Here is a 23,198-nt window from a genome sequence, read left to right on the forward strand (position 1 = left end):
GTGCACTCGGGCCACAGGGATGGCGCATTGCTTTGAGGGCAACGTCAGGGGCTTTTACTTGAAATCCCACTGCATCTGCGTGGCGATGCTCACGCCGCTGGACGACCTGACGCACACATCCAGGTAGTCGGTGAAGCGTGGCGGCACGGCGATGCCTTCTTCCAGCAGCCGGCTGTTGTCGAACAGGTAGTTGAGGTCGGCGAAGCCGCTGTACAGGCGCAGCGCGCGCAATACCAGCCGCGGGTTGGCCGGGCCGATGCGGGCTTCGAAGCGGCTGGCCAGTGACTTCAGGTCGTCGACATCGACCTTGCGGTAGCGCTCGCCCACCGGTTGCGCGCCATTGGCCAGGGCGAAGGCTTCGTCGATCTCGGCGAAGGTGCAGGCCGAGTGATGGCCGGCGGAGATGTGGTACAGGTCATGACCCAGGCTCGGCTTGAGGGCCAGGCCGATCAGCGCTTCTGCGCAATAGTCCACCGGGATCACGTCGATCTGTTCGTCCAGGCCACAGGTGAAGCTTTCCAGGGCGAAGCCCATGCGGAACACCCAGAAGATGCTGCCCGACGCCTGGCAACCCAGGCTGCGGTGGCCGACCACGATGGAGGGCCGGGCCACCACCAGGGGCAGGGCGGGCAGCTCTTCACGCAGGCGTCGCTCGATCTGGGCCTTCGAGGCGGTGTAGTCCACCAGTTGCTGGGCGGCCTCGGGGAATTCCCAGGACTCGCTGATCGGCGACTCCCGCTGCGGGCCGCAGCACATGGCGGTGCCCACGTGCAGGAAGCGCTTCAGGCGCGCGGAGCGGCTCAGCACCTGGGCGAAGGCGAAGGTGCCCTCGACGTTTACCGGCCAGATGTTGGGATTCTTCGAGAACGACGCCACGGCGGCGCAGTTGATCACCCGGTCGATCTGCATCAGCCGCGGGGTCTCGCGTGCCAGCCAGGCGGTGTCGAGGAAGTCGCCGCAGATGATCTGCGCCTCGCTCAGCGTCAGGCCCTGGCGGTCATCGACGCCATGCTGGCGCAGGTTGTCGCGCAGGCGCTGCAGGCCCTGGGCCGGGTTGTCGGCGCGGACCAGGAAGCACAGGGTGCCGGCATGGCCTTCGGCGATCATCCGGGCGGCGACGGCGCCCCCGAGAAAACCTGTGGCGCCGGTCAGCAGGATACGTTCCTGGGTTGAAGGGACAGCGTCGAGCGCGACGGTGGCAGGGGTGTTCATAGGTTTCCTCGGTCAATGACGGGCCCGGACTACATCCCGTGACGGGGTGTAAAAGTGTTGTGGAAGTTGGGCCGAACAGCAGTTTCAGGCGCACAGCCATACGCACTCTTGAGTCAAGAGAAGGCAGCCGTACCTGGTTGGTTTGAAACCACCATACCCAGGTAACGCGGGACGCTACCAGGGGCAGGGGCATTTAATTGTCTGGCCCGTGGCCTGTTAATTCAATTAACAGTTGTGGCCGATATGGAGGTTTTTGGTGAAAGTATTTTAATGGGTGTTGAACAGCTGTAAGTGCGCGTAGCCAATATGTAAAAAGTTTTAAAGTTGTTGCTCGATCAAGTACCCGTCGGGGGCGCGGTGGCCCCCGACGGGTATCTCAACTGCGCAAGAATGCCAGCAGGTCCTTGTTGATCACCTCGGCATGGGTGGTCGGCATGCCGTGGGGGTAGCCCTTGTAGGTCTTCAGGATGCCCTTGGGCAGCAGCTTGGCCGATAGCGGCCCCGAGTTCTCGTAGGGCACGATCTGGTCGTCGTCGCCATGCATCACCAGCACCGGGACGGTCACTTTCTTCAGCGACTCGGTGAAGTCGGTCTGGGAAAACGCGACGATGCCGTCGTAGTGCGCCTGGGCGCCGCCCATCATGCCCTGGCGCCACCAGTTGAGGATCACCCCCTGGTCCGCCTTGGCCCCGGGGCGGTTGTAGCCGTAGAACGGCCCCGCCGGGATATCGTGATAGAACTGCGCCCGGTTGGCTTTCAGCTGGGCCTGGAGGTCGTCGAACACCGACTTGGGCAATCCGCCGGGGTTACTGTCGGTCTTGACCATCAGCGGCGGAACCGCAGCGATGATCGCGGCCTTGGGCACCTTGTCTTCGGGATGGCGGGCCATGTAGTGGATCACTTCGCCGCCGCCGGTGGAGTGGCCGACATGAAACGCCCCCTCGACGCCCAGGTGCTTGACCACGGCGGCCACATCGTCGGCGTAGTGGTCCATGTCGTGGCCATCCCAGACCTGGCTCGAACGGCCGTGGCCACGGCGGTCATGGGCGACCACGCGATAACCTTCGGCGACGAAGAACAGCAGCTGGGCATCCCAGTCGTCGGCGCTCAGCGGCCAGCCGTGGTGGAAGAAGATCACCTGGGCGTTACGGGGTCCCCAGTCCTTGTAGAAGATTTCGACACCGTCTTTGCTTGTGACGTATCCCATTTCGCTTCTCCTTGTTTCCAGGGTGTGGAGCGGTCAGGCCGGTGAAGGTTCACCTGGCCACCGGACAACTCTAGGATTAAAGTGCGCTTGAAGGTCAATGCAATTTCAAAGGTGCCGGATGAGAATAGGAGAGTTGGCCAAACTTACCGGGCTGGCCGCGTCGCGCATTCGCTTCTACGAGGCCAGCGGGCTGATCAGCTCGGTCGAACGCAAGGCCAATGGTTATCGTGACTACGATGCCGACGCGGTGTGGGTGCTGGAAATGATCACCAACGCCCAGGCTGCCGGGTTCTCGCTGGAGGAGATCCGCCAGTTGCTGCCGGCCAAGGCCAAGGGCTGGCAGCATGACGAACTGCTTGACGGGCTCAAGCGCAAGGTCGAGGAAATCGAGCGGCTGCAGGAGCGCCTGGCGCGCAACAAGGCGCAGTTGCTGCTGGTGATCGAGGGGATCGAGAGCAAGCCCGAGGGCATGCCTTGCGCGGACAACTCGCAGCGGGTGCTGGGGCGGTTGCGCGAGGAGCTTGCCCAGCGTTCAAAGTTGTAGATACCACCAGCGTGGGAGCGGGCTTGCCCCGCGATCATTCGGCACGATGCACCGCATCGCGGGGCAAGCCCGCTCCCACGCAGCCCCCATCAGATCATTGAATCGCGTTTTGCTTCAGTCGCCCGCCGTCAGCGCCGCCAGCGGCCTGGGCGCATACAACGCGCTCTGGAACTCGGGCACATACTCGTACTTGACCATCCGCCCCAGCTGCAGATCGCGGATATAGCGCGACAGCTCGCCATCCCCGAGCACCAGCTGCGCCGAATCCCCGCTCATGCTCGAGGCATGCAGGGTCTGGCGCGAAGTGGCGTAGCCGTAGGCCAGCTGCCCCTTGTGATCGAGGTTGGTGAAACTGTTGGTCACCAGGCCCGGTTCAGCGGACAGCCCGTCGAGCTTCTTCGCCCTGAAGATCACATCCACCTTGCCGCTCTGTGCATCGCCGATGTCGTAGGTCACCGCCCGCGCATCCTCGCGGCGGTCGATCGCGGTCAGCCACTTGGGCAGGTTGTAGCCCACCACGCCGCGCACCCGCGCCAGCTCGGTATTGACCGGCAGCTTGAGCACATAACCCCAGAAATCCTTGGACATCGACTGGCCAATCAGGGAGAAGGGCCCCAAGTTCGCCTTGCCGGGCTTGCTGGTGATGATCGACAGGGCGATCTCGTTGTAGCTGTCGTTGTCGCAGTAGTCGTAGGTGTAGGCGGTAAACGCCACCAGCCCGCGCCCCGGCCACACCTGCAACGGTTGCACTTGTTCCAGCACTTCGGCGGGCATCAGGGCGCGCAGGTGCTCCAGGTCGGCGGTATAGACGGCGGTGACGCGGCTGTTCCTGTAGTAGAAGTTCGGCGAATAGGAGGTAAAGCCCATGTCGACCCGGGTCTTCTCCAGGCCCTTGAACCAGCTCAGGTCGATGCCCGGCGCCTCGGCCTGGATCACGGCCAGCGGCGGGTTGGAACGGTAACGGTCGTACAGCCCGCCCTTGAGCACCGGTACCGAGAGCCCTGCGATGTCGATCTGCGTGGTTTCGGCGTGTTCAGGGAGGCCATTGGCGGCGTGGGTGACGGGCATCAGCAGGGCGCCGGCCAAGGCGGTTGCGCTTGCGAGTTTCACGGTGCGGTATCTCCAGGGGTGGGTAAGGGCAGTCACTGCGCAATCACCCTAACGTTCAACCCAACTTGAGAGTCAATGATCAAATTTTCGACAATTCAGGGCTTGACCTTAAAGTTGACTTCAAGGCTAACGTCTGCGCAACGCCACTTTCTCGAGGTATTGCCGATGGACGTGTTCTCCTCCCTGACCCTGCCCAATGGCGCGGTCGTCCCCAACCGCATCGCCAAGGCCGCCATGGAGGAAAACATGGCCGATGCCGACCATGCACCTTCGGACCGGCTGATGCGCCTGTACCAGGCCTGGGCGCAGGGTGGCGCCGGCCTGCTCATCAGCGGCAACGTCATGGTCGACCAGCGCGCCATGACCGGCCCCGGCGGCGTGGTGCTGGAGGATGACCGGCACCTGGAGCGTTTTCGCCAGTGGGCCGCCATCGGCCGCTCGAAGGGGGCGCAGTTCTGGTTGCAGATCAACCATCCTGGCCGGCAGATGCCGGCGAGCCTCGGGCAGCAGACCTGGGCGCCCTCGGCCGTGGCGCTGGACCTGGGCAACATGTCCAGGCATTTCTCCACCCCGCGGGCGATGCCTGCCGAGGTGATCGACGAGGTGATCCGGCGCTTCGCCAACTCCGCGCGGCTTGCCGAGCAGGCCGGCTTCAGCGGCGTGCAGATCCACGCGGCCCATGGCTACCTGCTCAGCCAGTTCCTTTCGCCGCTGAGCAACCAGCGTACCGACCAGTGGGGCGGCTCCCTGGACAACCGCGCGCGGCTGCTGCTGGAGATCGTCAAGGCGGTGCGCGCGGTGGTGTCGCCCGGCTTCGCCGTGGCGGTCAAGCTCAACTCGGCGGACTTCCAGCGTGGCGGCTTCAGCGCCGACGATGCCCGGCAGGTGGTGCGCCTGCTCAATGAGCTGGCGGTCGACCTGGTGGAGCTGTCCGGTGGCAGCTACGAGGCGCCGGCGATGCAGGGCCAGGCCCGGGATGGCCGCACGCTTGCGCGTGAAGCGTACTTCCTGGAGTTCGCCCGGGACATTCGCACGGTGGCGAAGATGCCGGTGATGGTCACCGGCGGCATCCGCCGTCGACCGGTCGCCGAGCAGGTGGTGCAGAGCGGGGTCGAGATGGTCGGCATCGGCACCGCCCTGGCCATCGCGCCGGCCTTGCCCCGTGCGTGGCAGGCGGGGGAGACGGTGGTGCCGGAACTGCGCCCGATCACCTGGAAGAACAAGGCGCTGGCTTCGCTGGGCAACATGGCCATGGTCAAGTTCCAGCTGCGCAGGCTGAGCGAGGCCAAGGCGCCCGAGCCCAGGGTCTCTCCATTATGGGCGCTGCTTCGCCAGCAATGGACCGACGCCATGCGCGCCAGGCAGTACCGGCGGCGCATGGCGCAGGCCTGACACCCCAGGGCGCCAAGGAGATGCGATAATGGCCGCGCTATCACAAGAGGCGCACCATGCTGACCATCTCCAACAACGTGCATCTGCCGGATGCCGAGATCGAACTGACCTACATCCGTGCCCAGGGCGCCGGCGGGCAGAACGTCAACAAGGTCTCCAGCGCCGTGCACCTGCGCTTCGACATCCCGGCCTCGTCGCTGCCCGCGTTCTACAAGGAGCGGTTGCTGGCGCTGCGCGACAGCCGCATTACCGCTGACGGCGTGCTGATCATCAAGGCCCAGCAGTACCGTACCCAGGAACAGAACCGCATGGACGCGCTGGAGCGTCTGGCCGAGCTGATCATCGGCGCCGGCAAGGTCGAGAAGAAGCGCCGGCCGACCAAGCCGACCCTCGGTTCGAAAACCCGCCGCCTCGATTCGAAGTCCAGGCGCGGAACGATCAAGGCGGGGCGCGCAAAGGTGGACTTCTAAGGTTCAATGCCAGGACAGCTACGGTTGTCTATAGCATTCATGAATAAAAAACAGGATTGAAATTACCAATTGCACTGATCAGCAGGATCAATTTAGTGATCGGTCACGGGCTCCTTACCCTTTTCGAGGCGCATCAAGACGCCTGAAAAGAACCCTTAGGAGTACCCCATGATCCCTTTGCTCAAGCTGTTCCAACCCGGTCGCCTGCTGGTGGCGGGCAGCCTCGCCGCCAGTCTGCTGTCGCTATCCGTACAGGCCGCCACCCTGACCCGAGACAACGGCGCGCCGGTCGGCGATAACCAGAACTCGCAGACCGCCGGCCCCAACGGTTCGGTGCTGCTGCAGGACGTGCAGCTGCTGCAGAAGCTGCAGCGTTTCGACCGTGAACGCATCCCCGAGCGTGTGGTGCACGCCCGCGGCACCGGCGCCCATGGCCAGTTCACCGCCAGTGCCGACATCAGCGACCTGAGCATGGCCAAGGTGTTCCGCCCCGGCGAGAAGACCCCGGTGTTCGTGCGCTTTTCCTCGGTGGTGCACGGCAACCACTCGCCGGAAACCCTGCGTGATCCGCGCGGCTTCGCCACCAAGTTCTACACCGCCGATGGCAACTGGGACCTGGTCGGCAACAACTTCCCGACCTTCTTCATCCGCGACGCGATCAAGTTCCCGGACATGGTCCACGCCTTCAAGCCGGACCCGCGCAGCAACCTCGATGACGATTCGCGCCGCTTCGATTTCTTCTCCCATGTACCGGAAGCCACCCGCACCCTGACCCTGCTGTACTCCAACGAAGGCACGCCGGCCAGCTACCGTGAGATGGACGGCAACAGCGTGCACGCCTACAAGCTGGTCAACGCCAAGGGCCAGGTGCACTACGTGAAGTTCCACTGGAAGAGCCTGCAAGGGCAGAAGAACCTCGACCCGAAACAGGTCGCCCAGGTCCAGGGCCGCGACTACAGCCACATGACCCACGACCTGGTCAGCGCGATCAACCAGGGCAAGCTGCCGAAATGGGACCTGTACATCCAGGTGCTCAAGCCCGAGGAACTGGCCAAGTTCGACTTCGACCCGCTGGACGCGACCAAGATCTGGCCCGACGTGCCGGAGCGCAAGATCGGCCAGATGGTGCTCGAGCGCAACGTCGACAACTTCTTCCAGGAGACCGAGCAGGTGGCCATGGCGCCGTCGAACCTGGTGCCGGGCATCGAGCCGTCCGAGGATCGCCTGCTCCAGGGGCGCCTGTTCGCCTACGCCGATACCCAGATGTACCGGGTCGGCGCCAATGGCCTGAGCCTGCCGGTGAACCGTCCGCGGGCCGAGGTCAACACCGTCAACCAGGATGGCGCGATGAACGCCGGGCACACCGACAGCGGTGTGAACTACCAGCCGAGCCGCCGCCAGCCGCGTGACGAGCAGGCCGACGCGCGTTATGTGCAGACCCCGCTGAGCGGTAGCACCCAGCAGGCGAAGATCCAGCGCGAGCAGAACTTCAAGCAGGCGGGCGAGCTGTTCCGTTCCTACGGCAAGAAGGACCAGACCGACCTGATCAACAGCCTCGGCCAGGCCCTGGCGACGGCGGACGAGCAGAGCCGCTACATCATGTTGTCGTTCTTCTACAAGGCGGATGCGGACTACGGCACCGGCCTGGCCAAGGTGGCCAAGGCCGATCTCGAGCGGGTCCGGCAGTTGGCGGCGAAGCTCAAGGACTGAGCGGCGTAGATCTGCACAAGCGGGTTTATCCGCGAGCACCCGCGAAGCCGGGCGCGTCATGGGTAAATCCGTTTCTCCTCCGCTATCGGCGCCTGAGGTTGCAATGCCTCCCGATCTGTCCAGCGAGCGGCAGTAGAGGGGTCAAGCCGGGTGGTTGCGTGAGCAACTGGCCCGGGGACCATCGACTACGTGACGATAGGCGCAAAGCGCGGCCAGCATCGCCACCAGCGAGGCCAGCACGCCGATCAGGAATACCGCGGGTACCCCCTGCTGGCGGGCGAGCAGGCCGGCAAGCGGTGCCGTCAGGCCGATGGAAATATCGAAGCAGGCGTCATAGAAGCCGATGGCCAACCCCAGGCTGTGCAATGGCACCGCACGCAGCGCCACCAGCGCCAGCAAGGGATAGATCATCGACACGCCGAAGCCGCTCAGTGCCGCCCCCAGCATCGCCTGGGCGGGGCTCGCCGCCAGCCACAGCAGCAACTGGCCGATGGCTTCGATGGCCAGCATCGACAAGGCCATGCCCGGCCCCGCGGTGCTGTCCACCCGAGCGCCGAATAGCAGACGGGCGCAGACGTAACCGGCGCCGAACGCCGCGAGGGCATAGCCGGCGCCGCTCCACTGATGATGCGCGTAGGTAAGGGTGATGAACGACGACACCGACACATAGCCCACGGTTGCCAGCGCGAACACCAGGCCGGGGCGCCAGATCCGGGCCAGCAGCGCCGCCAGGGGCATCGACGCGCCCGACGCATGGACGAGGCGGGCCGCCGGCGTGCGCAGTGCAACGAGCAGGCCGAACAGCGGAATGATCGCCGTCACCGCCGACACCCAGGCAAAGCTTGCGACTTCACCCAGCTGCGCCGCCACTGCCGCGCCGCAGGCGATGCCGGCGAACATGGCGATGCCGATCCAGGACAGCGCCTTGCCGGCCTGCTCTGCGCCGAACAGGGCGATCGGCCAGGTACTGCCACCGGTAAACAGCAGGCTCTGGGCAAAGCCCATGGCGATCCGCCCGACGATGATGGCCGCCAGGCTGGCCGCAGGGGCATCCTGCAGTTGCGCGGCCAGCAGGTAGCAGAGGCCGGAGACCGCACTGCCCAGCAGACCCAGTACCACCGCCCGTTTCGGGCCGCGACGATCCGCGACGGTCCCGGCGAAATGACGGGTGAGCAGGGTGGCCAGCGACTCGACGCCCATGACGCACCCCACCATGAGCATGCCGTAGCCCAACTGCCCATGGACCCACAACGGCACGCTGGCCAGCGGCATGCCCATGGTCATCAGGCCGAGGAACACCGCGGTGGCCACCGGTAGCAAGCGGCCGGTTTCCGTGTGCTGTGCAGGTTGCGTTTCAATGGTCATGGTCCAGGTCCCTGGGCAGGTGAAGAGGGCAGGTAGACGCTTGGGGCCACCTTGCTTTTGCCGTAGCCTATTGGAGAACCCAGGATTGATCTGGGCGATAAATTCCGCAGGTAGCGGAATTTTCGTCATCAATGGAGTGGCTGATGTACGCATCCGAACGGTTGAAGGGAATCGACGTCTTCGTCGCGGTGGCCGAGATCGGCAGCTTCAGCGCTGCCGCCGAGCGCCTGAGTCTCAGTGGCTCGGCGGTAAGCAAGGGGGTGGCGCGGCTGGAGGCGCGCCTGGGGACACGATTGTTCAACCGCACTACCCGCAGGCTGTCGCTGACCGAGGCGGGCGCGCTGTTCTACAAGACCTGCACCAGCGTGCTGGCTGATCTGGAAGAGGCCGAGCAGGCCATCTTCGCCGACAGCGACACCCCCCACGGCAAGGTACGCATCGATCTGCCGGCCGCCTTTGGCCGACTGCATGTGCTGCCGCTGATCGTGGCGTTCACCCGGGCGCATCCGCGGTTGCAGCCGCATGTGTCGTTTTCCGACCGCTACATCGACCCTGTGCAGGAGGGCGTGGACATTCTCGTACGCATCGGCGGTGCGCAAGCCTGGCCCGCAGCTCTAGGGCACCAATATTTCGGTGCCCAGCGCCTGGCGTTCTGCGCTTCGCCCGACTACCTGGCGCGACACGGCACGCCACAGGACGAGCAAGCCCTGGAGCGCCACTTGTGCATCGGCTATGGCGAGGCCGCAGGACTGGTCACGCCGTGGTACCTGGGCGGTGGGTTGCCGGGCGAGATCAGGCAGCGGATCGTCCAGCCACACCTGGCCATCGGCGATGGCGAAGGCATGCTCGATGCGGTCCTGGCGGGCCTGGGCATCGGCCAGTTGCCGACCTGGCTGACCCGAACGCATATCGAGGGTGGCACGCTGGTCGAGGTGTTGCCGCAGCTCACCTCGCAGGGATTGCCGATGAATCTGGTCTGGCTGAAAAGGCGGGAGGGATTGCCCAAGGTGCGGGCGTTGCTCGACTACCTGTTGCCCCGATTGAGTGCCGAAGGCTGCTCAGAGGGAGCGGCGTAAATTCACGGGGATCTATCCAGCTGTCTGGCGCACCTACTTTCTGCTGAACTTGTCACCTGGCACATGCAGATACGACATCACGCTCTCGGTGAGTTCGGTGGCCAGTTTCACCGCCTCCTTGTTGCGCGCCATGACCCCGGCCACCAGGCCTTCGATCAATGCCAGCACAGCGATATTGGAGCTGGTCAGCACCGGATGATCAGCAGGGGCATACAACACGTGACGGGCCAGCGGCGCCAGCGGCGAGGCCGGGGAGTCGGTGATGGCCAGCACGGTCGCCTTGCGCTCATGGGCGAAGCGCGACAGCTGCAGGGTGTCCTGGGAGTAGCGTGGCAGGGCGATGGCCAGCAGCACATCCTGCTCGGTGATCGCGGCCAGGCGGTAGGCGGCGTTCTCGTTGCCACCTTCCATGCTGATGGCGCAGGTGTCCTTGCAGAACGGTACCAGGGTCGAGGCGGCCAGGCCTGCCAGGTAGACGCTGTTGCCGAACCCCAGCACATAGACCTTGCGCGCCTCGAGCAGGCAGCCGACGAACGCCTCGAAAGCGTCGGCCTGGTTGTTGCTGGCGGTGGTCGCCAGGTTGCTGCTGGCGCTCTGGATCTGCTCATGCAGGCCGAACTCGCCACCCGGGCGCTGGGCCAGTTCGTTGCGCAGCTTGTCCACCGGCGAGACCATCTGTTGCAGGGTCGCCACCAGCTCGGCCTTCATGCCGCTGTAGCCGCCCAGGTCCAGGGCCTTGGCCAGGCGGTTGACCGCGGCCGGCGAGGTGGCGGTGGCCTGGGCCATCTCCTCGATGGTCAGGGTCGCGGCCTTCAGCGGATGGCGCAGGATGTAGTCGGCGACCTTGCGCAGGGACGGCGGCAGTTCGCCCAGGCTCTGCGACAGCTTGCGCATGACCGCGGAGGCGTAGACGGTGGTGTTCTTGGTATGGCTCGACATCCGGCGCGACGCTCCCTGAAAGTTGCCGGTAGTGTATCCCAAGGCGCCCGGCGGCGGTGCCGCTGAGCGCCCTGGCGCTTACTTCAGGCTGCCGGCGAGGAACTGGCGCAGGCGTTCGGACTGCGGCCGGGCCAGCACTTCGCGTGGGTCGCCGCGCTCCTCGGCCTGGCCCTGGTGGAGGAACAGCAGCTGGTTGGAGACCTCGCGGGCGAAGCCCATCTCGTGGGTGACCACGACCATGGTGCGGCCCTCCTGGGCCAGGTCCTGCATGACCTTGAGCACCTCGCCGACCAGCTCCGGGTCGAGCGCCGAGGTCGGCTCGTCGAACAGCATCACCTCGGGCTCCATGGCCAGGGCCCGGGCAATCGCCACCCGTTGCTGTTCGCCACCGGACATGTGCGCCGGGTAGGCGTCGCGGCGATGGCCGACCCCGACCTTGGCCAGGTAGTGCTCGGCCTTGTCCCGGGCCTCCTTGCGGTTCATGCCGAGCACGTGCACCGGGGCTTCCATGACGTTATCCAGGGCGCTCATGTGCGACCACAGGTTGAAGTGCTGGAAGACCATGCTCAACCTTGCGCGCAGGCGCTGCAGCTGGCGCGGGTCTGCCGCGCGCAGCCCGCCGCGGGCGCATTCGCGCAGCTTGAGCTGTTCGCCGTTGACCAGGATCTGCCCGGCATTGGGTTGCTCGAGCAGGTTGATGCAGCGCAGGAAGGTGCTCTTGCCCGAGCCGCTGGAGCCGATGATGCTGATCACATCACCGGCGTCGGCCTGCAGCGAAACGCCCTTGAGCACCTGGTGGTTGCCGTAGCTTTTGTGCAGGTCATGGATTTGCAGTTTGTTCATCAGTCGGTACTCGCAGGGGTCAGTCGCTGAGCAAGCGACCTTGGCGGATGGAGGTGCTGCCGGCGACCTTGGCCAGCCACAGGCCGGGCTGGGCGAAGCGCAGGCGTTCACGGGCGTAGAGGATGCCGTCGGTGGTGGCCCTGACCACGCTGTGGCGGTCGCTGAGCGGATCGAGCACTTCGAACAGCGGATCGCCGACCCGCACCTGCGCGCCCAGCGGCTGCAGGTAGCTGACCACGCCCGGGTGTTCGGCGTAGGCGTACTGCGTGCCGGCGAAGGGCGTGGGTTGGCAGCAGTGTTCCGGCGCGGCCGGCCACGGGCCGCTGATCAGGCCCTGGTCGGCGAGGTAGCCGAGGATCTGCTCGGCGCTGGCCTGGCACTGCTCGCGCTCGGTGTCGGCCATGCCGCGCAACTCGATGGTGGTCGCCACACAGGCCAGGGGAATCTCGGCTTCGGGGAAGTACTCGCGCAGGTGCAGCCACGGCGCCGCGCAGGCTTCATCGAAGGCATCGCCGCCGGCGCCCTCGGCCAGCAGGGCAGCTTGCGCGCCGAGGCGGGCGGCGAGCGGGCGCAGCTGGGTCCAGTGCTGCGGCATGGCGTACAGCAGCATCACCGATTCGAAATCGCAGTGCAGGTCCAGCACCAGGTCGGCGTCGCAGGCGTGGCGCAGCAGCAGGCGGCGCAGGCCGTCGAGCTCCGAGTCGGGCGCGGGCAGTTCATCGAGCAGTTCGAGCATGGCCCGGCGGATCGTCGTCACGTTGGCCTGGCCATCGCTGCCCAGGCGGCCTTCCAGGTGGGCGGCCAGCGCTTCGGTCAGCGCCGGGAAGTCGCGATTGAAGTTCTTGCCGCTGTTGAACTCGAAGCGGCCCTGGTGGGTGGCCTGGAACATCTGGCCGATGCCGATCGGGTTGGCCAGCGGCACCAGTTCGATCACTGCTGCCAGCCGACCTTGCGCCTCGAGTTCGAGCAGGCGGCGCTTGAGCTCGATGGCCACGCGCATCCCCGGCAGCTCGTCGGCGTGCAGCGAGGCCTGGATGTAGGCCTTGCGCGGGCCGCTGCCAAAGCGCAGCACGCGCAGGGAGCGCTGGGTCCCGCAGGCGCTCCAGGGCAGGATATGGTCGATGTGCTGCATGAAAGCTCCTTAGTGCTTGCGGGGGGCGAGGTAGGCCAGCCAGTGGCGCTCGGCCAGTTTGAACAGGCGTACCAGCAGGAAGGTCAGGACCAGGTAGATCAGCCCCGCGGTGATGAACGCCTCGAACGGCAGGTAGTAGCGCGCATTGAAGGTCTTCGCCGCGCCGGTGATGTCGACCAGGGTGACGATCGAGGCCAGGCTGGTGGTCTGCAGCATCATCAGCACTTCGTTGCCGTACTGCGGCAAGGTGCGGCGCAGGGCCGAGGGCAGCAGGATGCGCCGGTACAGCGTCAGCCTCGACATGCCCATGGCGCGTGCCGCTTCCACCTCGCCGCGCGGCGTCGCGCGCAGGCTTCCTGCCAGCAACTCGGCGCTGTAGGCGCTGGTGTTGATGGCGAACGCCAGGCAGGTACAGAACGTGGCGCTGGACAGGTAGGGCCACAACGGGCTCTGGCGCACCGCCTCGAACTGGGCCAACCCGTAGTAGATCAGGAACAGCTGCACCAGCATCGGCGTGCCGCGGATCACATAGGTGTAGAGCCAGGCGGGATAGCGCAGCAGGCACGCGCGAGAGACCCGCATCAACCCCAGCGGGATCGCCAGGGCCAGGCCGCAGGCCAGCGAGATCAGCAGCACCTTGAGGGTCAGGGCGATGCCGTTGAGGTACAGCGGCAGGTTCTGCCAGATCAACTGATAGTCGAGTGTCATCGGGCAGCTCTCCTAGAGCTCGGCGGCTTTGAAGCCGACCGAGTAACGTTTCTCCACGCCGCGCAACAGCAGCAGCGAGGCACTGGTCAGCAGCAGGTACAGCGCCGCCACGGCGAGGAAGAAGGTGAACGGCTGGTGGGTGGCGTCGGCGGCGTTCTTGGCCTTGAACATCATGTCCTGCAGGCCGATCACCGAGATCAGCGCGGTGGACTTGGTCAGCACCAGCCAGTTGTTGGTGAAGCCCGGCAGCGCCAGGCGCACCATCTGTGGCAGGCTGATCCGCACAAACACCTGCAGGGCGCTCATGCCGTAGGCCATGCCGGCCTCGGCCTGGCCTTTGGGGATGGCCAGGAAGGCGCCGCGAAAGGTCTCCGAGAGGTAGGCACCGAAGATGAAACCCAGGGTGCAGACCCCGGCGACGAAGGGATTGATGTCGATGTACTGCTCGTAACCCAGTGCCAGCGCCAGGCGGTTGACCAGGTCCTGGCCGCCATAGAACACCAGCAGGATCAGGACCAGGTCGGGAATACCGCGCACCACCGTGGTGTAGACCTCGCCCGGTACCGCCAGCCATTTCAGGGGGGACAGGCGACAGGCCGCACCGAACAGGCCCAGGCCGATGGCCAGTGCCATCGCCAGCAGGGCCAGGTGGATGCTCAGCCAGGCGCCATCGAGAATGCTCGATCCGTAGCCGTGAAGCATGATGAAAACCCTCGTCAGCCTGCGCTATTGGCCGTAGATGTCGAACGGAAAGTACTTGCGTTGCACCTGTTGGTAGGTGCCATTGGCGCGGATCGCGGCGATGGCGGCATTGAGCCGCGCCAGGTTGGCGCTGTCGCCCTTGCGCACGGCGATGCCGGCGCCGCGGCCGAAGTAGTGCGGGTCGGCGATGTCCGGGCCGACCAGGGCGAAGCCCTGGCCTGACGGGGTCTTGATGAAGCTCTCTTCGGTGTTGACGATATCGGCGAGGGTGGCATCCAGGCGCCCGGACACCAGGTCGAGGAAGGCTTCGTTCTGCGAGGCGTAGCGGACGATCTCGACCCCCGCCGGTTCCAGTTGCTCGGTGGCGAAGCGGTCATAGGTGGACGACCTTTGAACCCCGACCTTGCGGCCCTTGAGGTCCACCGCCGGGGTGTCGAGCCGGCTGCCGGCCTTCATCGCGAACTTGCCGGGGGTCTGGTAGTACTTGTCGGTGAAGTCGACCGACTTCAAGCGATCCTCGGTGATCGACATCGATGACAGCACCGCGTCGATCTTGCGCACCTTCAGCGACGGGATCATGCCGTCGAACTCCTGGATCACCCACTGGCACTTGACCTGCATCTGCGCGCACAGGGCATTGCCGATGTCGTAGTCGAAGCCGGCGAGTTCGCCTTCTGGGGTGCGGTAGGAGAAGGGTGGGTAGGCGGCCTCGATGCCGAGGCGCAGGCTGGCGTCGTCGGCCTGGGCGAAGGCGCTGCAGGCACAGAGTGCCAGCGCGCCGAGAAGTCCTGTCTTGTTCATGTTCTTGACTCCGGTGGGTGGGGCGTACCGTCCAGGGCCCTGTTTGGGAGGGACCTGGGCACGGAGAAGAACATGACATGAAATATTTCATTAATCAATATGGTGAAAATAATTGTGTCAGCACGGTGATCTATGGTGTTCACCGACAGGGTTGTGGCGCCTATGAGATCGAGCGCCGCCCGCGCGGCGCATCGCGGATGAATCCGCTCCTACATTTGTTGCAACGTGCCGAACCTGTCAGGCCATGGTTGCCAGCCTTGGCGCAAGGCTTGAGACAGGTGGGGCGGCGACAATGCCCACCGAAAAACCGCGTCGAGCGCACAAGGCTTACAACCATGGCCTATCAGGCATGGCCACGTTGCAACAAATGTAGGAGCGGATTCATCCGCGATGCGCCGCGTGGGCGGCGCTCGATCTCATAGGCGCTGCAAGGAATGCGGTGGACACCTGGTGCCTCTCGCTAGACCACTGTTGCCGGCATGTCGTCGGCAACATGCATACCCAATCCATCCCGGCCAGGCGCAAGCTCAGGCCGCAGGGTCAGCGCCGGGATCGCATAATCCCCGCCGTTCTGCCGCCGGAACGGGATGGGCGCATCACTCCACAGACCATCGAGGCGCTGGCCCAATGACGCGCACGCCGCCGCAAAGCCCGCCTCATCGACCCGGCTGGTGCGGTACACCGCAAACGGCGGCAGCACCTCGAACCCCGGGTAGAACAGGATGCCGTGCTGGATGGGGAACAGGATGTCGTTGAGCGGGCCATTGATGCCGCGCTCGCTGTAGTGCGAGGCCCAGCCACCCATGCTGACCATCAGCATGGCGCGCTTGCCCGCCAGCCGGCCCTCGCCGTAGCGATCCCCCCAGTGCCGGTCGGAGTGCTCGCCGACACCGTAGGCGAAGCCATAGGCGTACACCCGCTCGACCCAGCCCTTGAGGATCGCCGGCAGGCCGAACCACCACAGCGGAAACTGCAGGATCACCGCGTCGGCCCACTGCAGCTTGGCCTGCTCGGCGACGATGTCGGGCGCCTGGGTGCCATCGGCGAATGCCCGGCGCGACGCGTCGGAGGGACTGAAGCGCTCATCGGCGGGGTGCTCGACGCTGTCGTCGGCGTCCAGCACGGCCTTGAACTTCATCGCATAGAGGTCCGAAACCTGGACATGGTGGCCCTGGTCTTCGAGATGACGGACGGCGAAGTCCTTGAGGGCGGCATTGAGCGAGCGGGGTTCGGGATGGGCGTAGACGATCAGGATATTCATGGTCGGGCTCCGGTAGGGGATGGCCAAAGCATGCGGATACCCGGCATATTGTTAAAATGAATAGATGAAATTGCAGGTATTGCGATGCATGATTCCTTGCGAAGTCTGGACCTGAACCTGCTGGTCACCCTCGACGCGCTGCTTGCCGAACTCAACGTCACCCGCGCCGCCGAGCGCCTGCACCTCGCCCAGCCGACAGTCAGCGTGCAGTTGGCACGTCTGCGCGATGCATTGGGCGATCCGTTGCTGTTGCCAGGGTCTCGCGGCATGCGCCCGACTGCCCGCGCCCTGGCGCTACGCGAGCCCTTGAGTCAGGCCCTGGAAGCGTTGCGCCTGGCCATCGCTGCCGAGCGGCCATTCGACCCGGCCCTGGCGCGGCTGACCTGGCGGGTGGCCGCGACCGACTACACCGAAGCGACCATCCTGCGTCCTGCGCTGGGCGCACTGCGCGCGGCCGCCCCCGGCACGCGCCTGGCGATCGTCGATATGAACCCGCCGACGCTGGTGCGCAAGGCCGAGCAGGGCGAGTTGGACCTGGCCTTCCATATCGCCATCGATGCACCGCCTGGTTTGCGCCAGCGCCCGTTGTTCGCCGACCGCTACGTGCTGGTCGGGCGTGCCGATCACCCGTGTCTCAGGCGTCGACCAACGCTCAAGCAGTTCTGTGCGCTGGAGCATGTCATCGTCTCGCCCGACGGTGGAGGTTTCACGGGGCCCACCGACGACGCCCTGGCCAAGCAGGGCCTCACGCGCAATGTGGTGCTGTCGGTACCGCGTTTCTCGGGGCTTGCGGCGATGCTGGTCGACAGCGACCTGGTGGCCATGCTGCCGCAGCGCCTGGTGGCCGGGAATCCGGCCCTCAGGGTGGTGGAGGCGCCCTTGGCGGTGCCGGGCTTCGAGATGCTGATGCTGTGGCCGGAGCGGGTGCATCGCGATCCGGCGCATCAGTGGTTGCGTGAGCAGTTGCCCCGGGCGGTGCTGTTGCAGGCGCCCTGAGCGGCTATGCCGGCACCATGGCAAAGCCCACGCCGAAGCGGTTCCAGGCATTGATGGTGGCGATGGCCAGGGTCAGGTTGGCGATCTCCTTGGCACTGAAATGCTCCAGCAGCGCCTGGTATTCGTCCTGCGGCGCGCCGCGCTCGGCCAGGCGGGTCAGGCTTTCGACCCAGGCCAGGGCGGCTCGCTCGCGCTCGCTGAAGTAGCGGGTCTCGCGCCAGACGCTCAAGGTCTGCAGGCGCGCCTCGGTTTCACCGGCCTTGCGCGCATCGTTGGCGTGCATGTTGACGCAGTAGGCGCAGCCATTGATCTGCGAGGCGCGCAGGCGGATCAGTTCGAGCAGCGAATGCTCCAGGCCCGAGGCGACCAGCGCCTGCTCGAGGCCGATCATGGCCTTGTAGGCTTCCGGCGAGTGTTTGGCCCATTCGATACGGTCATGCATGGTGAGGCTCCAGTTCGACAAGAGGAAAGTGGCACTACCTTAGCGCCAGGGTGCGCCGCGCCGAATAGCCAATCCCGCGCTTTGCCAGGAGGCCAATCCACCATTCGGATGCACACTGACTGGCATCCAATCTCTTCATTTCTGCCAGGGCGGCCGAGGCGGGATAATGGGCAGGTCTTCACCTGAGAACCGTTTCATGTCCGCAGATCGATTCATGCGCGAGGCCCTGGAGCTTGCCCGCGCCAATATCCAGGCCGGTGGCCGCCCCTTCGGCGCCGTGCTGGTCCACCAGGGGCAGGTGATCGCCCGTGCCGTCAACCAGATCCACAGTACCCAGGACCCCACCAGCCACGCCGAGATGCAGGCCATCCGCCAGGCATCCCAGGTGCTTGGCCGGGCGCGCCTGGACGGCGCCGAGATCTACGCCAGTGGCCATCCGTGCCCGATGTGCCTGGCCGCCATGCACCTGTGCGGCATCGAGCGCGCCTGGTTTGCCTACGACAACGACGAGGGCGAGCCCTATGGTTTGTCCACCGCGGCGGTGTATGCGCAGATGGCCCGCCCACCTCAGCAGCAAAGCCTGCCCCTGCGCCCGCTGAAACCGGTGGGTGAAAGCGGCCTGTACCGTGAATGGCAGCAGGCCGGCGAAGCATGAGGGGCGCGTTGAACCTGTTGCTGGTGGTGCTGCTGGCGTTGAACCTGCGGCCGATTCTCACCAGCATTGGCCCATTGCTCGAACCGATGCGCCAGAGCACCGGCCTGGGCTACCAGCAGGCGGCGCTGCTGACCGCGTTACCGGTGCTGTGCATGGGCTTGGTGCCGCTGCTGCAACCCTGGCTGCGGCGCTGGCTGAGCGAGCATGGCGGCATGCTGGCGGGGCTGGCGGCCATCGCCCTGGCGTGCCTGTGGCGCCTGCAACTGGACAGCGCCTGGGCGCTGATCGTAAGCGCGGTGGTCGCAGGCCTCGGCGTCGCCGTGGTGCAGGGCATGATGCCGGGGTTGGTCAACCGCTGGTTCCCCGGCCGCCTGGCGGCGACCATGGGGCTGTATTCGGCGGCGTTGATGAGCGGCGGTGGCCTGGCGGCGGTGCTGGGCCCGTCGATCTCCGCGCACTTCGGCCATTGGCAGTTCGGCCTTGGCCTGTGGGTGCTGCCGGCGCTGCTGGCGATCGTGGCGTGGACCGTCCTGCGCCCGCGCCAGGACACACCGGCCCTGGCCGGTGGTGGCGGCGGGCACTGGTTCGGCAACCGCCGGGCCTGGCTGCTGGCGCTCTACTTCGGGCTGATCAATGGTGGCTACACGAGCATGGTCGCCTGGTTGCCGGCCTATCACCTCGAGCACGGCGGCACGGCCCAGGGCGGCGGCGAGCTGGTCGGCCTGATGACCATCTTCCAGGTCTGCGGTGCCCTGGGCCTGCCGTTGCTGCTGCGGCGCCTGGTCGATCGGCGGCCGGGCCTGTGGCTGGCCTTGCTGATCCAGCTCGCTGGCTTCCTTGGCCTGCTGCTGGCGCCGGCCAGCGCCATGGGCCTGTGGGTGGCGCTGATCGGCCTGGGCCTGGGCGCGTGCTTCAGCCTGAGCCTGACGCTGACCCTGGAGCACCTGCGCACGCCCGGCGAAGCCGGCAGCCTGGCGGCTTTCGTCCAGGGTGTGGGCTTCATCGTCACCGGTATCGTGCCATACATCACCGGCTGGTTGCGTGATGCCAGCGGCGACTTCCAGGCCTCCTGGACCCTGCTCAGCTGCACCGTGCTGGCGATGCTGCTGGTGACCGTGCGTTTCGCCCCGAAAGGCTATGCCCGGGCCATCGCCCGTGAGGGACGAGTCGCTGAGGCAGCGCTCAACTGAGGCGCTGCAAGGTATCACCGACCCGGTCCAGCGCCGGGTCGATGTCCAGCAGCTCGATGGCCCCGAAACCGAACAGCAGCCCCGGCCTGACCGGCGCCTCGCTGAAGAACGGGGCCAGGGAGTAGAGGCCGACTTCCACCTTGCGCGCCAGGTTGATCAACAGCTCGATATCCACCCCCGGCTTGGCCAGCGCGCTCAGGTGAAAGCCGGCGCTGGCCGGCACCGCGTCGAACCAGGGCGCCAGGTCGCCACCCAGGCGCGCCAGGATCCGTTCGCGGCGGGCGCTGTACACCTCATGGCAACGGCGAATGTGCTTGTTCAGGTGACCTTCGCTGATGAACCGCGCCAGGGCCCATTGCTGCAGGCTCGGGCTATGCCAGTCGCTCAGGTGCTTGGCCACGCAGGCGGCCTGCAGCACCGCCGGCGGCAGCACCGCGTAGCCCAGGCGCAGCTCCGGCAGCAGGGTCTTGGAGAAGGTCCCGACATAGGCCACCAGGCCATGTCTGTCCAGGCGCAGCAGGGCTTCGGCGGCCGGCCCCTGGTAGCGGAACTCGCAGTCGTAGTCGTCTTCGATGATCAGCGCGCCGAGCTCGGCAGCCCGCGCCAGCAGGGCCTGGCGCCGCGGCTCGGCCATGGGCATGCCGAGCGGAAACTGGTGCGAGGGTGTCACGTAGATCAGCCGGGTGCCGTCCTCGATCTGCTCGACGCACAGCCCCTGGTCGTCCACCGGCACCGACTGCAGGCGCGCGCCCAGGGCCAGGAACAGCTGGCGCGCCGGTGGGTAGCCCGGGTCCTCCATGGCCACCTTGCAGCCGGGTTCGACCAGTACCCGGGCGATCAGGTCGAGGGCCTGCTGGGCGCCGTTGCACACCAGCACATCACTTGCAGTGCACTGGATGCCGCGGGTGAAGGCGATCTGGTGGGCGATGGCCTCGCGCAGCTCGGGCAGGCCCTGGGCGGAAAACTGTCGGTCGGGGTGGCGCTGGCTGCGGCGCAGGGCGTAGTTCATGCAGCTGCGCCAGTGGTCGTAGGGGAACTGCGCCTTGCTCGAAGCGCCGCCGATGAAGTCGTAGCGCGACGGTGCGTCCAGCGCCCGCCGACCCAGCACCGTGGCGCGCTGGCGCCAGCGTTCGAGGGTGTCGGCGGCGGCCAGGGGGATGTTGTCGCTGTCGCCCTGGCGCGGCGTGTGGCGCGGGGTGATGAAGGTACCGCGGCCGACCACGCCGCTGAGCAGGTTGTCATAGGTCAGGCGCGAGTAGGCTTCGGCCACGGTCTTGCGCGAAACACCCAATTGCTCGGCCAAAAGGCGCGTGGGCGGCAGCTGGGTGCCGGCGGCCAGGTGGCCGCTGTCGATGCCGGCGCGCAGTTGCTGGTAGAGCTGGTCGGCCAGGCCTTTGCGGCCTTCGAGGCGGATGTGCAGTTCCATCGGGGCAGGGGGTCCGAAGCGCAGGGGGTGTAAAAGCTTCGGGTTTTATCGACAAAGCTGCAAGGGGCGTGTAGGTGACTGCGCTGTCGAACAGGGATTTGCGTTTCCAGCATCATCAGCGTGAGAGCGGGCTTGCCCCGCGATGGCATAAGCACAGGCAACGATGCTGTCTGAACCTACGCCATCGCGGGGCAAGCCCGCTCCCACGCAGACCGAAAGGTCTGGGCAATTAATTTCCTGCAGGACGGCGTGCTCACAGGCGAGCGGTACTGATGGTGATGTAGCCTTTTTCCGGCAATGCGATGCGAATCACCGTCTCGTCCTCGCAGGCCTTGCGTTTCTGTTGGATGCACACGCCATCCACCGCCGCTTCGCGCATGCGCGCGGGGATGGCGCGGCCCTTGGCATCGAAGAAGGCTTCGCTGGCGAGCAGCTCGACACGCTCGATCAGCTGGCGGGTGTGCTCGTCGGTGGCGCAGAAGAATCGCACCCCGGACAGGTGCGGGTTGTCGTCGGGGTTGCTGACCTCGTGGGCCAGCAGTTGACGCAGGGTGTGGCGCAGTTCGCGGGTAGGGCGATGAGCATTTGTGGGCATGGCATGGCCTCGTCTGGATGGGGTTGGCCGCGCCGGGGCGGCGGTCACGTCTCCAGTCCTGATGATGTTTTGCCGAGGGTGGGGCAACAATCTAGAAGCTTCCGTACTTTCGGTAGGAGGGTTCCGAAATTACAGGCACCAGGTTAAACATCGCCTTGATCCGCGTCAGGTGCGGGGCACAATTTCCGTCGCCGCGACAGCGCCGGGCTCAAGCGCCGCCTCGACGATTTCGATCCAGTGCCGCACCGGCGTGCGACCGGCGCCGCCGAGGTGCAGCTGGCAGCCGATGTTGGCGGTGGCGATGACCTGTGGGTTGTCGCTTTCCAGGGCGTTGAGGCGGTTGTCGCGCAGTTGGCGCGCCAGCGTCGGCTGGGTCAGTGAATAGGTGCCGGCTGAGCCGCAGCACAAGTGGCTATCCGGCACCTGGGTGAGATGGAAGCCCAGCCGGGTCAGCAGACCTTCCACCGCGCCACCAAGCTTGAGGGCGTGCTGCAGGGTGCAGGGGCAGTGCAATGCCAGGCGCTGCTCGGCGCATAGGCCCAGACGCTGCAGTGGCTCGGCCTGCAGCACCTGCACCAGGTCGCGAGACAGGGCGCTGACCCGAGCGGCCTTGGCGGCGTAGCGTGGGTCGTGTTGCAGCAGGTGGCCATAGTCGCGGACAAAGGCGCCGCAGCCGCTGGCGGTTTGCACGATGGCCTCGGCGCCGGCCTCGATGGCTGGCCACCAGGCGTCGATGTTGCGTCGGGCGCGGTCGAGGCCTCGTGCCTGGGCATCCAGGTGATAGTCCACCGCACCGCAGCAAGCGGCTTCGCGGGCCGGCTCGACGCTGATGCCGAGCCGGTCGAGCAGGCGAGTGGCGGCGGCGTTGGTGTTGGGTGAAAGGGCTTGCTGCACGCAGCCTTCGAGCAGCAGCACGCGGCGGGCGTGGCGCGGCGCCGGACGTTGACCCGGGGCGACGACCTGCGCCGGCAGCTTGTCCTTGAGGCTGGCCGGGAGCAGCGGGCGCAGGGCCAGCCCGGCGCGCACCAGGGCCTTGAATGCGCCCGGCCGTGGCACCACGGCACGCAGGCCCGCGCGCAGCAGGCGTTGCCCCGGTGGTCGGGGGACTTGCCGGTCGACCACGGCGCGGCCGATGTCGAGCAGGTTGTGGTACTCCACCCCCGACGGGCAGGTGCTCTCGCAGTTGCGGCAGCTCAGGCAGCGGTCCAGATGCGCCTGGGTGCTGGTGCCCGCCGGTTCGCCTTCGAGCACCTGCTTGATCAGGTAGATGCGCCCGCGAGGCCCGTCCAGTTCATCGCCGAGCAGCTGGTAGGTGGGGCAGGTGGCGGTACAGAACCCGCAGTGCACGCAGGAACGCAGGATGCGCTCGGCCTCGTCGGCGCGCGGCAGCTGGCGGGCGGATTCGCTCAGGTGGGTTTGCAA

Annotated in this window: 24 protein-coding genes; 9 read left to right on the top strand and 15 right to left on the bottom strand. The window is 66.2% G+C overall.

Annotation, left to right across the window (positions count from 1 at the left end):
• Positions 1-54: 54 nt before the first annotated feature.
• Both cprA and HU751_RS05295 read right to left on the bottom strand, forming a co-directional pair.
• Positions 55-1,212, bottom strand: coding sequence for a cationic peptide resistance protein CprA (gene cprA / locus HU751_RS05290; protein WP_186732392.1), 1,158 nt, complete (start codon positions 1,210-1,212; stop codon positions 55-57).
• Positions 1,213-1,588: 376 nt separating this feature from the next.
• Entirely contained in the window at positions 1,589-2,419 is an 831-nt protein-coding gene (locus HU751_RS05295; RefSeq protein ID WP_186732393.1) for an alpha/beta fold hydrolase, read from the bottom strand.
• A 118-nt stretch (positions 2,420-2,537) separates the two neighbouring features.
• Here HU751_RS05295 and HU751_RS05300 point away from each other — a divergent pair, with 118 nt between their 5' ends.
• A complete protein-coding gene (locus HU751_RS05300; protein ID WP_186732394.1) occupies positions 2,538-2,963 on the top strand; it encodes a MerR family transcriptional regulator in 426 nt (141 codons plus the stop codon).
• 114 nt (positions 2,964-3,077) lie between these two features.
• Here HU751_RS05300 and HU751_RS05305 read toward each other — a convergent pair whose 3' ends face one another.
• Positions 3,078-4,031 (bottom strand): acetoacetate decarboxylase (ADC), encoded by a 954-nt coding sequence (locus HU751_RS05305; RefSeq protein WP_186735868.1) that lies wholly within the window; start codon positions 4,029-4,031, stop codon positions 3,078-3,080.
• A gap of 207 nt (positions 4,032-4,238) precedes the next feature.
• On the opposite strand from HU751_RS05305, the gene HU751_RS05310 reads away from it, so the two are divergent.
• The 3 genes from HU751_RS05310 (at position 4,239) to katB (ending at position 7,645) form a co-directional block, all read left to right on the top strand.
• Positions 4,239-5,465 (top strand): NADH:flavin oxidoreductase/NADH oxidase family protein, encoded by a 1,227-nt coding sequence (locus tag HU751_RS05310; RefSeq protein WP_186735866.1) that lies wholly within the window; start codon positions 4,239-4,241, stop codon positions 5,463-5,465.
• A 56-nt stretch (positions 5,466-5,521) separates the two neighbouring features.
• Positions 5,522-5,935 (top strand): alternative ribosome rescue aminoacyl-tRNA hydrolase ArfB, encoded by a 414-nt coding sequence (gene arfB, locus HU751_RS05315; RefSeq protein WP_186735864.1) that lies wholly within the window; start codon positions 5,522-5,524, stop codon positions 5,933-5,935.
• 168 nt (positions 5,936-6,103) lie between these two features.
• Positions 6,104-7,645 carry a catalase KatB gene (gene katB / locus HU751_RS05320; protein WP_186735862.1) on the top strand — a complete coding sequence of 514 codons (1,542 nt, stop codon included), beginning with the start codon at positions 6,104-6,106 and terminating at the stop codon, positions 7,643-7,645.
• 141 nt (positions 7,646-7,786) lie between these two features.
• Here the strand turns inward: katB and HU751_RS05325 are convergent, their stop codons facing one another.
• Entirely contained in the window at positions 7,787-9,010 is a 1,224-nt protein-coding gene (locus HU751_RS05325) for an MFS transporter (protein ID WP_186735860.1), read from the bottom strand.
• A 143-nt stretch (positions 9,011-9,153) separates the two neighbouring features.
• Here HU751_RS05325 and HU751_RS05330 point away from each other — a divergent pair, with 143 nt between their 5' ends.
• Positions 9,154-10,086 carry a LysR family transcriptional regulator gene (locus HU751_RS05330; protein ID WP_186735858.1) on the top strand — a complete coding sequence of 311 codons (933 nt, stop codon included), beginning with the start codon at positions 9,154-9,156 and terminating at the stop codon, positions 10,084-10,086.
• A gap of 33 nt (positions 10,087-10,119) precedes the next feature.
• On the opposite strand, the gene HU751_RS05335 is transcribed toward HU751_RS05330, so the two are convergent.
• From HU751_RS05335 to HU751_RS05360, 6 genes are all read right to left on the bottom strand, one after another.
• The gene (locus tag HU751_RS05335) at positions 10,120-11,025 is read right to left on the bottom strand and encodes a MurR/RpiR family transcriptional regulator (RefSeq protein WP_050705523.1); all 906 of its coding nucleotides are present in this window, start codon (positions 11,023-11,025) and stop codon (positions 10,120-10,122) included.
• A gap of 78 nt (positions 11,026-11,103) precedes the next feature.
• Positions 11,104-11,868 (bottom strand): ABC transporter ATP-binding protein, encoded by a 765-nt coding sequence (locus HU751_RS05340; protein WP_186714580.1) that lies wholly within the window; start codon positions 11,866-11,868, stop codon positions 11,104-11,106.
• 19 nt (positions 11,869-11,887) lie between these two features.
• Positions 11,888-13,000 (bottom strand): succinylglutamate desuccinylase/aspartoacylase family protein, encoded by a 1,113-nt coding sequence (locus tag HU751_RS05345; RefSeq protein ID WP_186735856.1) that lies wholly within the window; start codon positions 12,998-13,000, stop codon positions 11,888-11,890.
• A gap of 9 nt (positions 13,001-13,009) precedes the next feature.
• Positions 13,010-13,708, bottom strand: a complete 699-nt coding sequence (locus HU751_RS05350) for an ABC transporter permease (protein WP_110737207.1) — start codon at positions 13,706-13,708, stop codon at positions 13,010-13,012.
• A gap of 12 nt (positions 13,709-13,720) precedes the next feature.
• Entirely contained in the window at positions 13,721-14,410 is a 690-nt protein-coding gene (locus tag HU751_RS05355; protein ID WP_186735854.1) for an ABC transporter permease, read from the bottom strand.
• A gap of 24 nt (positions 14,411-14,434) precedes the next feature.
• Complete coding sequence (locus HU751_RS05360; protein WP_186714584.1) at positions 14,435-15,211, bottom strand: ABC transporter substrate-binding protein; 777 nt, start codon at positions 15,209-15,211, stop codon at positions 14,435-14,437.
• A gap of 77 nt (positions 15,212-15,288) precedes the next feature.
• Between HU751_RS05360 and HU751_RS05365 the strand changes: the two genes are divergently transcribed.
• Positions 15,289-15,633 carry a hypothetical protein gene (locus HU751_RS05365; protein WP_217862534.1) on the top strand — a complete coding sequence of 115 codons (345 nt, stop codon included), beginning with the start codon at positions 15,289-15,291 and terminating at the stop codon, positions 15,631-15,633.
• A gap of 38 nt (positions 15,634-15,671) precedes the next feature.
• Here the strand turns inward: HU751_RS05365 and HU751_RS05370 are convergent, their stop codons facing one another.
• Positions 15,672-16,472 carry an NAD(P)H-dependent oxidoreductase gene (locus HU751_RS05370; protein WP_186734682.1) on the bottom strand — a complete coding sequence of 267 codons (801 nt, stop codon included), beginning with the start codon at positions 16,470-16,472 and terminating at the stop codon, positions 15,672-15,674.
• A gap of 84 nt (positions 16,473-16,556) precedes the next feature.
• Between HU751_RS05370 and HU751_RS05375 the strand changes: the two genes are divergently transcribed.
• Complete coding sequence (locus HU751_RS05375) at positions 16,557-17,468, top strand: LysR family transcriptional regulator (RefSeq protein ID WP_186734681.1); 912 nt, start codon at positions 16,557-16,559, stop codon at positions 17,466-17,468.
• Positions 17,469-17,472: 4 nt separating this feature from the next.
• Here HU751_RS05375 and HU751_RS05380 read toward each other — a convergent pair whose 3' ends face one another.
• Complete coding sequence (locus HU751_RS05380; RefSeq protein WP_050706207.1) at positions 17,473-17,910, bottom strand: carboxymuconolactone decarboxylase family protein; 438 nt, start codon at positions 17,908-17,910, stop codon at positions 17,473-17,475.
• 196 nt (positions 17,911-18,106) lie between these two features.
• On the opposite strand from HU751_RS05380, the gene HU751_RS05385 reads away from it, so the two are divergent.
• Positions 18,107-18,565 (top strand): nucleoside deaminase, encoded by a 459-nt coding sequence (locus HU751_RS05385; protein WP_186734680.1) that lies wholly within the window; start codon positions 18,107-18,109, stop codon positions 18,563-18,565.
• A complete protein-coding gene (locus HU751_RS05390; RefSeq protein ID WP_186734679.1) occupies positions 18,562-19,755 on the top strand; it encodes a cyanate transporter in 1,194 nt (397 codons plus the stop codon). Before HU751_RS05385 ends, HU751_RS05390 begins: the two co-directional genes overlap by 4 nt.
• Here HU751_RS05390 and pdxR read toward each other — a convergent pair.
• From pdxR to glcF, 3 genes are all read right to left on the bottom strand, one after another.
• Positions 19,748-21,181 carry a MocR-like pyridoxine biosynthesis transcription factor PdxR gene (gene pdxR / locus HU751_RS05395; RefSeq protein ID WP_186734678.1) on the bottom strand — a complete coding sequence of 478 codons (1,434 nt, stop codon included), beginning with the start codon at positions 21,179-21,181 and terminating at the stop codon, positions 19,748-19,750. The two genes, HU751_RS05390 and pdxR, sit on opposite strands and share 8 nt — an antisense overlap.
• A 253-nt stretch (positions 21,182-21,434) precedes the next feature.
• Positions 21,435-21,776 (bottom strand): hypothetical protein, encoded by a 342-nt coding sequence (locus HU751_RS05400; protein WP_110738654.1) that lies wholly within the window; start codon positions 21,774-21,776, stop codon positions 21,435-21,437.
• A 165-nt stretch (positions 21,777-21,941) separates the two neighbouring features.
• On the bottom strand, positions 21,942-23,198 hold the full coding sequence (gene glcF, locus HU751_RS05405; RefSeq protein ID WP_186734677.1) for a glycolate oxidase subunit GlcF: 1,257 nt from the start codon (positions 23,196-23,198) through the stop codon (positions 21,942-21,944).

It is taken from the genome of Pseudomonas peradeniyensis (assembly GCF_014268935.2).
Classification (GTDB): domain Bacteria; phylum Pseudomonadota; class Gammaproteobacteria; order Pseudomonadales; family Pseudomonadaceae; genus Aquipseudomonas; species Aquipseudomonas peradeniyensis.

Bases quoted from the DNA above. Each gene is read 5' to 3' on its own strand.
- cprA (WP_186732392.1), bottom strand. From the start codon at position 1,212: ATGAACACCCCTGCCACCGTCGCGCTCGACGCTGTCCCTTCAACCCAG.
- HU751_RS05295 (WP_186732393.1), bottom strand. From the start codon at position 2,419: ATGGGATACGTCACAAGCAAAGACGGTGTCGAAATCTTCTACAAGGAC.
- HU751_RS05300 (WP_186732394.1), top strand. From the start codon at position 2,538: ATGAGAATAGGAGAGTTGGCCAAACTTACCGGGCTGGCCGCGTCGCGC.
- HU751_RS05305 (WP_186735868.1), bottom strand. From the start codon at position 4,031: ATGCCCGTCACCCACGCCGCCAATGGCCTCCCTGAACACGCCGAAACC.
- HU751_RS05310 (WP_186735866.1), top strand. From the start codon at position 4,239: ATGGACGTGTTCTCCTCCCTGACCCTGCCCAATGGCGCGGTCGTCCCC.
- arfB (WP_186735864.1), top strand. From the start codon at position 5,522: ATGCTGACCATCTCCAACAACGTGCATCTGCCGGATGCCGAGATCGAA.
- katB (WP_186735862.1), top strand. From the start codon at position 6,104: ATGATCCCTTTGCTCAAGCTGTTCCAACCCGGTCGCCTGCTGGTGGCG.
- HU751_RS05325 (WP_186735860.1), bottom strand. From the start codon at position 9,010: ATGACCATTGAAACGCAACCTGCACAGCACACGGAAACCGGCCGCTTG.
- HU751_RS05330 (WP_186735858.1), top strand. From the start codon at position 9,154: ATGTACGCATCCGAACGGTTGAAGGGAATCGACGTCTTCGTCGCGGTG.
- HU751_RS05335 (WP_050705523.1), bottom strand. From the start codon at position 11,025: ATGTCGAGCCATACCAAGAACACCACCGTCTACGCCTCCGCGGTCATG.
- HU751_RS05340 (WP_186714580.1), bottom strand. From the start codon at position 11,868: ATGAACAAACTGCAAATCCATGACCTGCACAAAAGCTACGGCAACCAC.
- HU751_RS05345 (WP_186735856.1), bottom strand. From the start codon at position 13,000: ATGCAGCACATCGACCATATCCTGCCCTGGAGCGCCTGCGGGACCCAG.
- HU751_RS05350 (WP_110737207.1), bottom strand. From the start codon at position 13,708: ATGACACTCGACTATCAGTTGATCTGGCAGAACCTGCCGCTGTACCTC.
- HU751_RS05355 (WP_186735854.1), bottom strand. From the start codon at position 14,410: ATGCTTCACGGCTACGGATCGAGCATTCTCGATGGCGCCTGGCTGAGC.
- HU751_RS05360 (WP_186714584.1), bottom strand. From the start codon at position 15,211: ATGAACAAGACAGGACTTCTCGGCGCGCTGGCACTCTGTGCCTGCAGC.
- HU751_RS05365 (WP_217862534.1), top strand. From the start codon at position 15,289: ATGAAATATTTCATTAATCAATATGGTGAAAATAATTGTGTCAGCACG.
- HU751_RS05370 (WP_186734682.1), bottom strand. From the start codon at position 16,472: ATGAATATCCTGATCGTCTACGCCCATCCCGAACCCCGCTCGCTCAAT.
- HU751_RS05375 (WP_186734681.1), top strand. From the start codon at position 16,557: ATGCATGATTCCTTGCGAAGTCTGGACCTGAACCTGCTGGTCACCCTC.
- HU751_RS05380 (WP_050706207.1), bottom strand. From the start codon at position 17,910: ATGCATGACCGTATCGAATGGGCCAAACACTCGCCGGAAGCCTACAAG.
- HU751_RS05385 (WP_186734680.1), top strand. From the start codon at position 18,107: ATGTCCGCAGATCGATTCATGCGCGAGGCCCTGGAGCTTGCCCGCGCC.
- HU751_RS05390 (WP_186734679.1), top strand. From the start codon at position 18,562: ATGAGGGGCGCGTTGAACCTGTTGCTGGTGGTGCTGCTGGCGTTGAAC.
- pdxR (WP_186734678.1), bottom strand. From the start codon at position 21,181: ATGGAACTGCACATCCGCCTCGAAGGCCGCAAAGGCCTGGCCGACCAG.
- HU751_RS05400 (WP_110738654.1), bottom strand. From the start codon at position 21,776: ATGCCCACAAATGCTCATCGCCCTACCCGCGAACTGCGCCACACCCTG.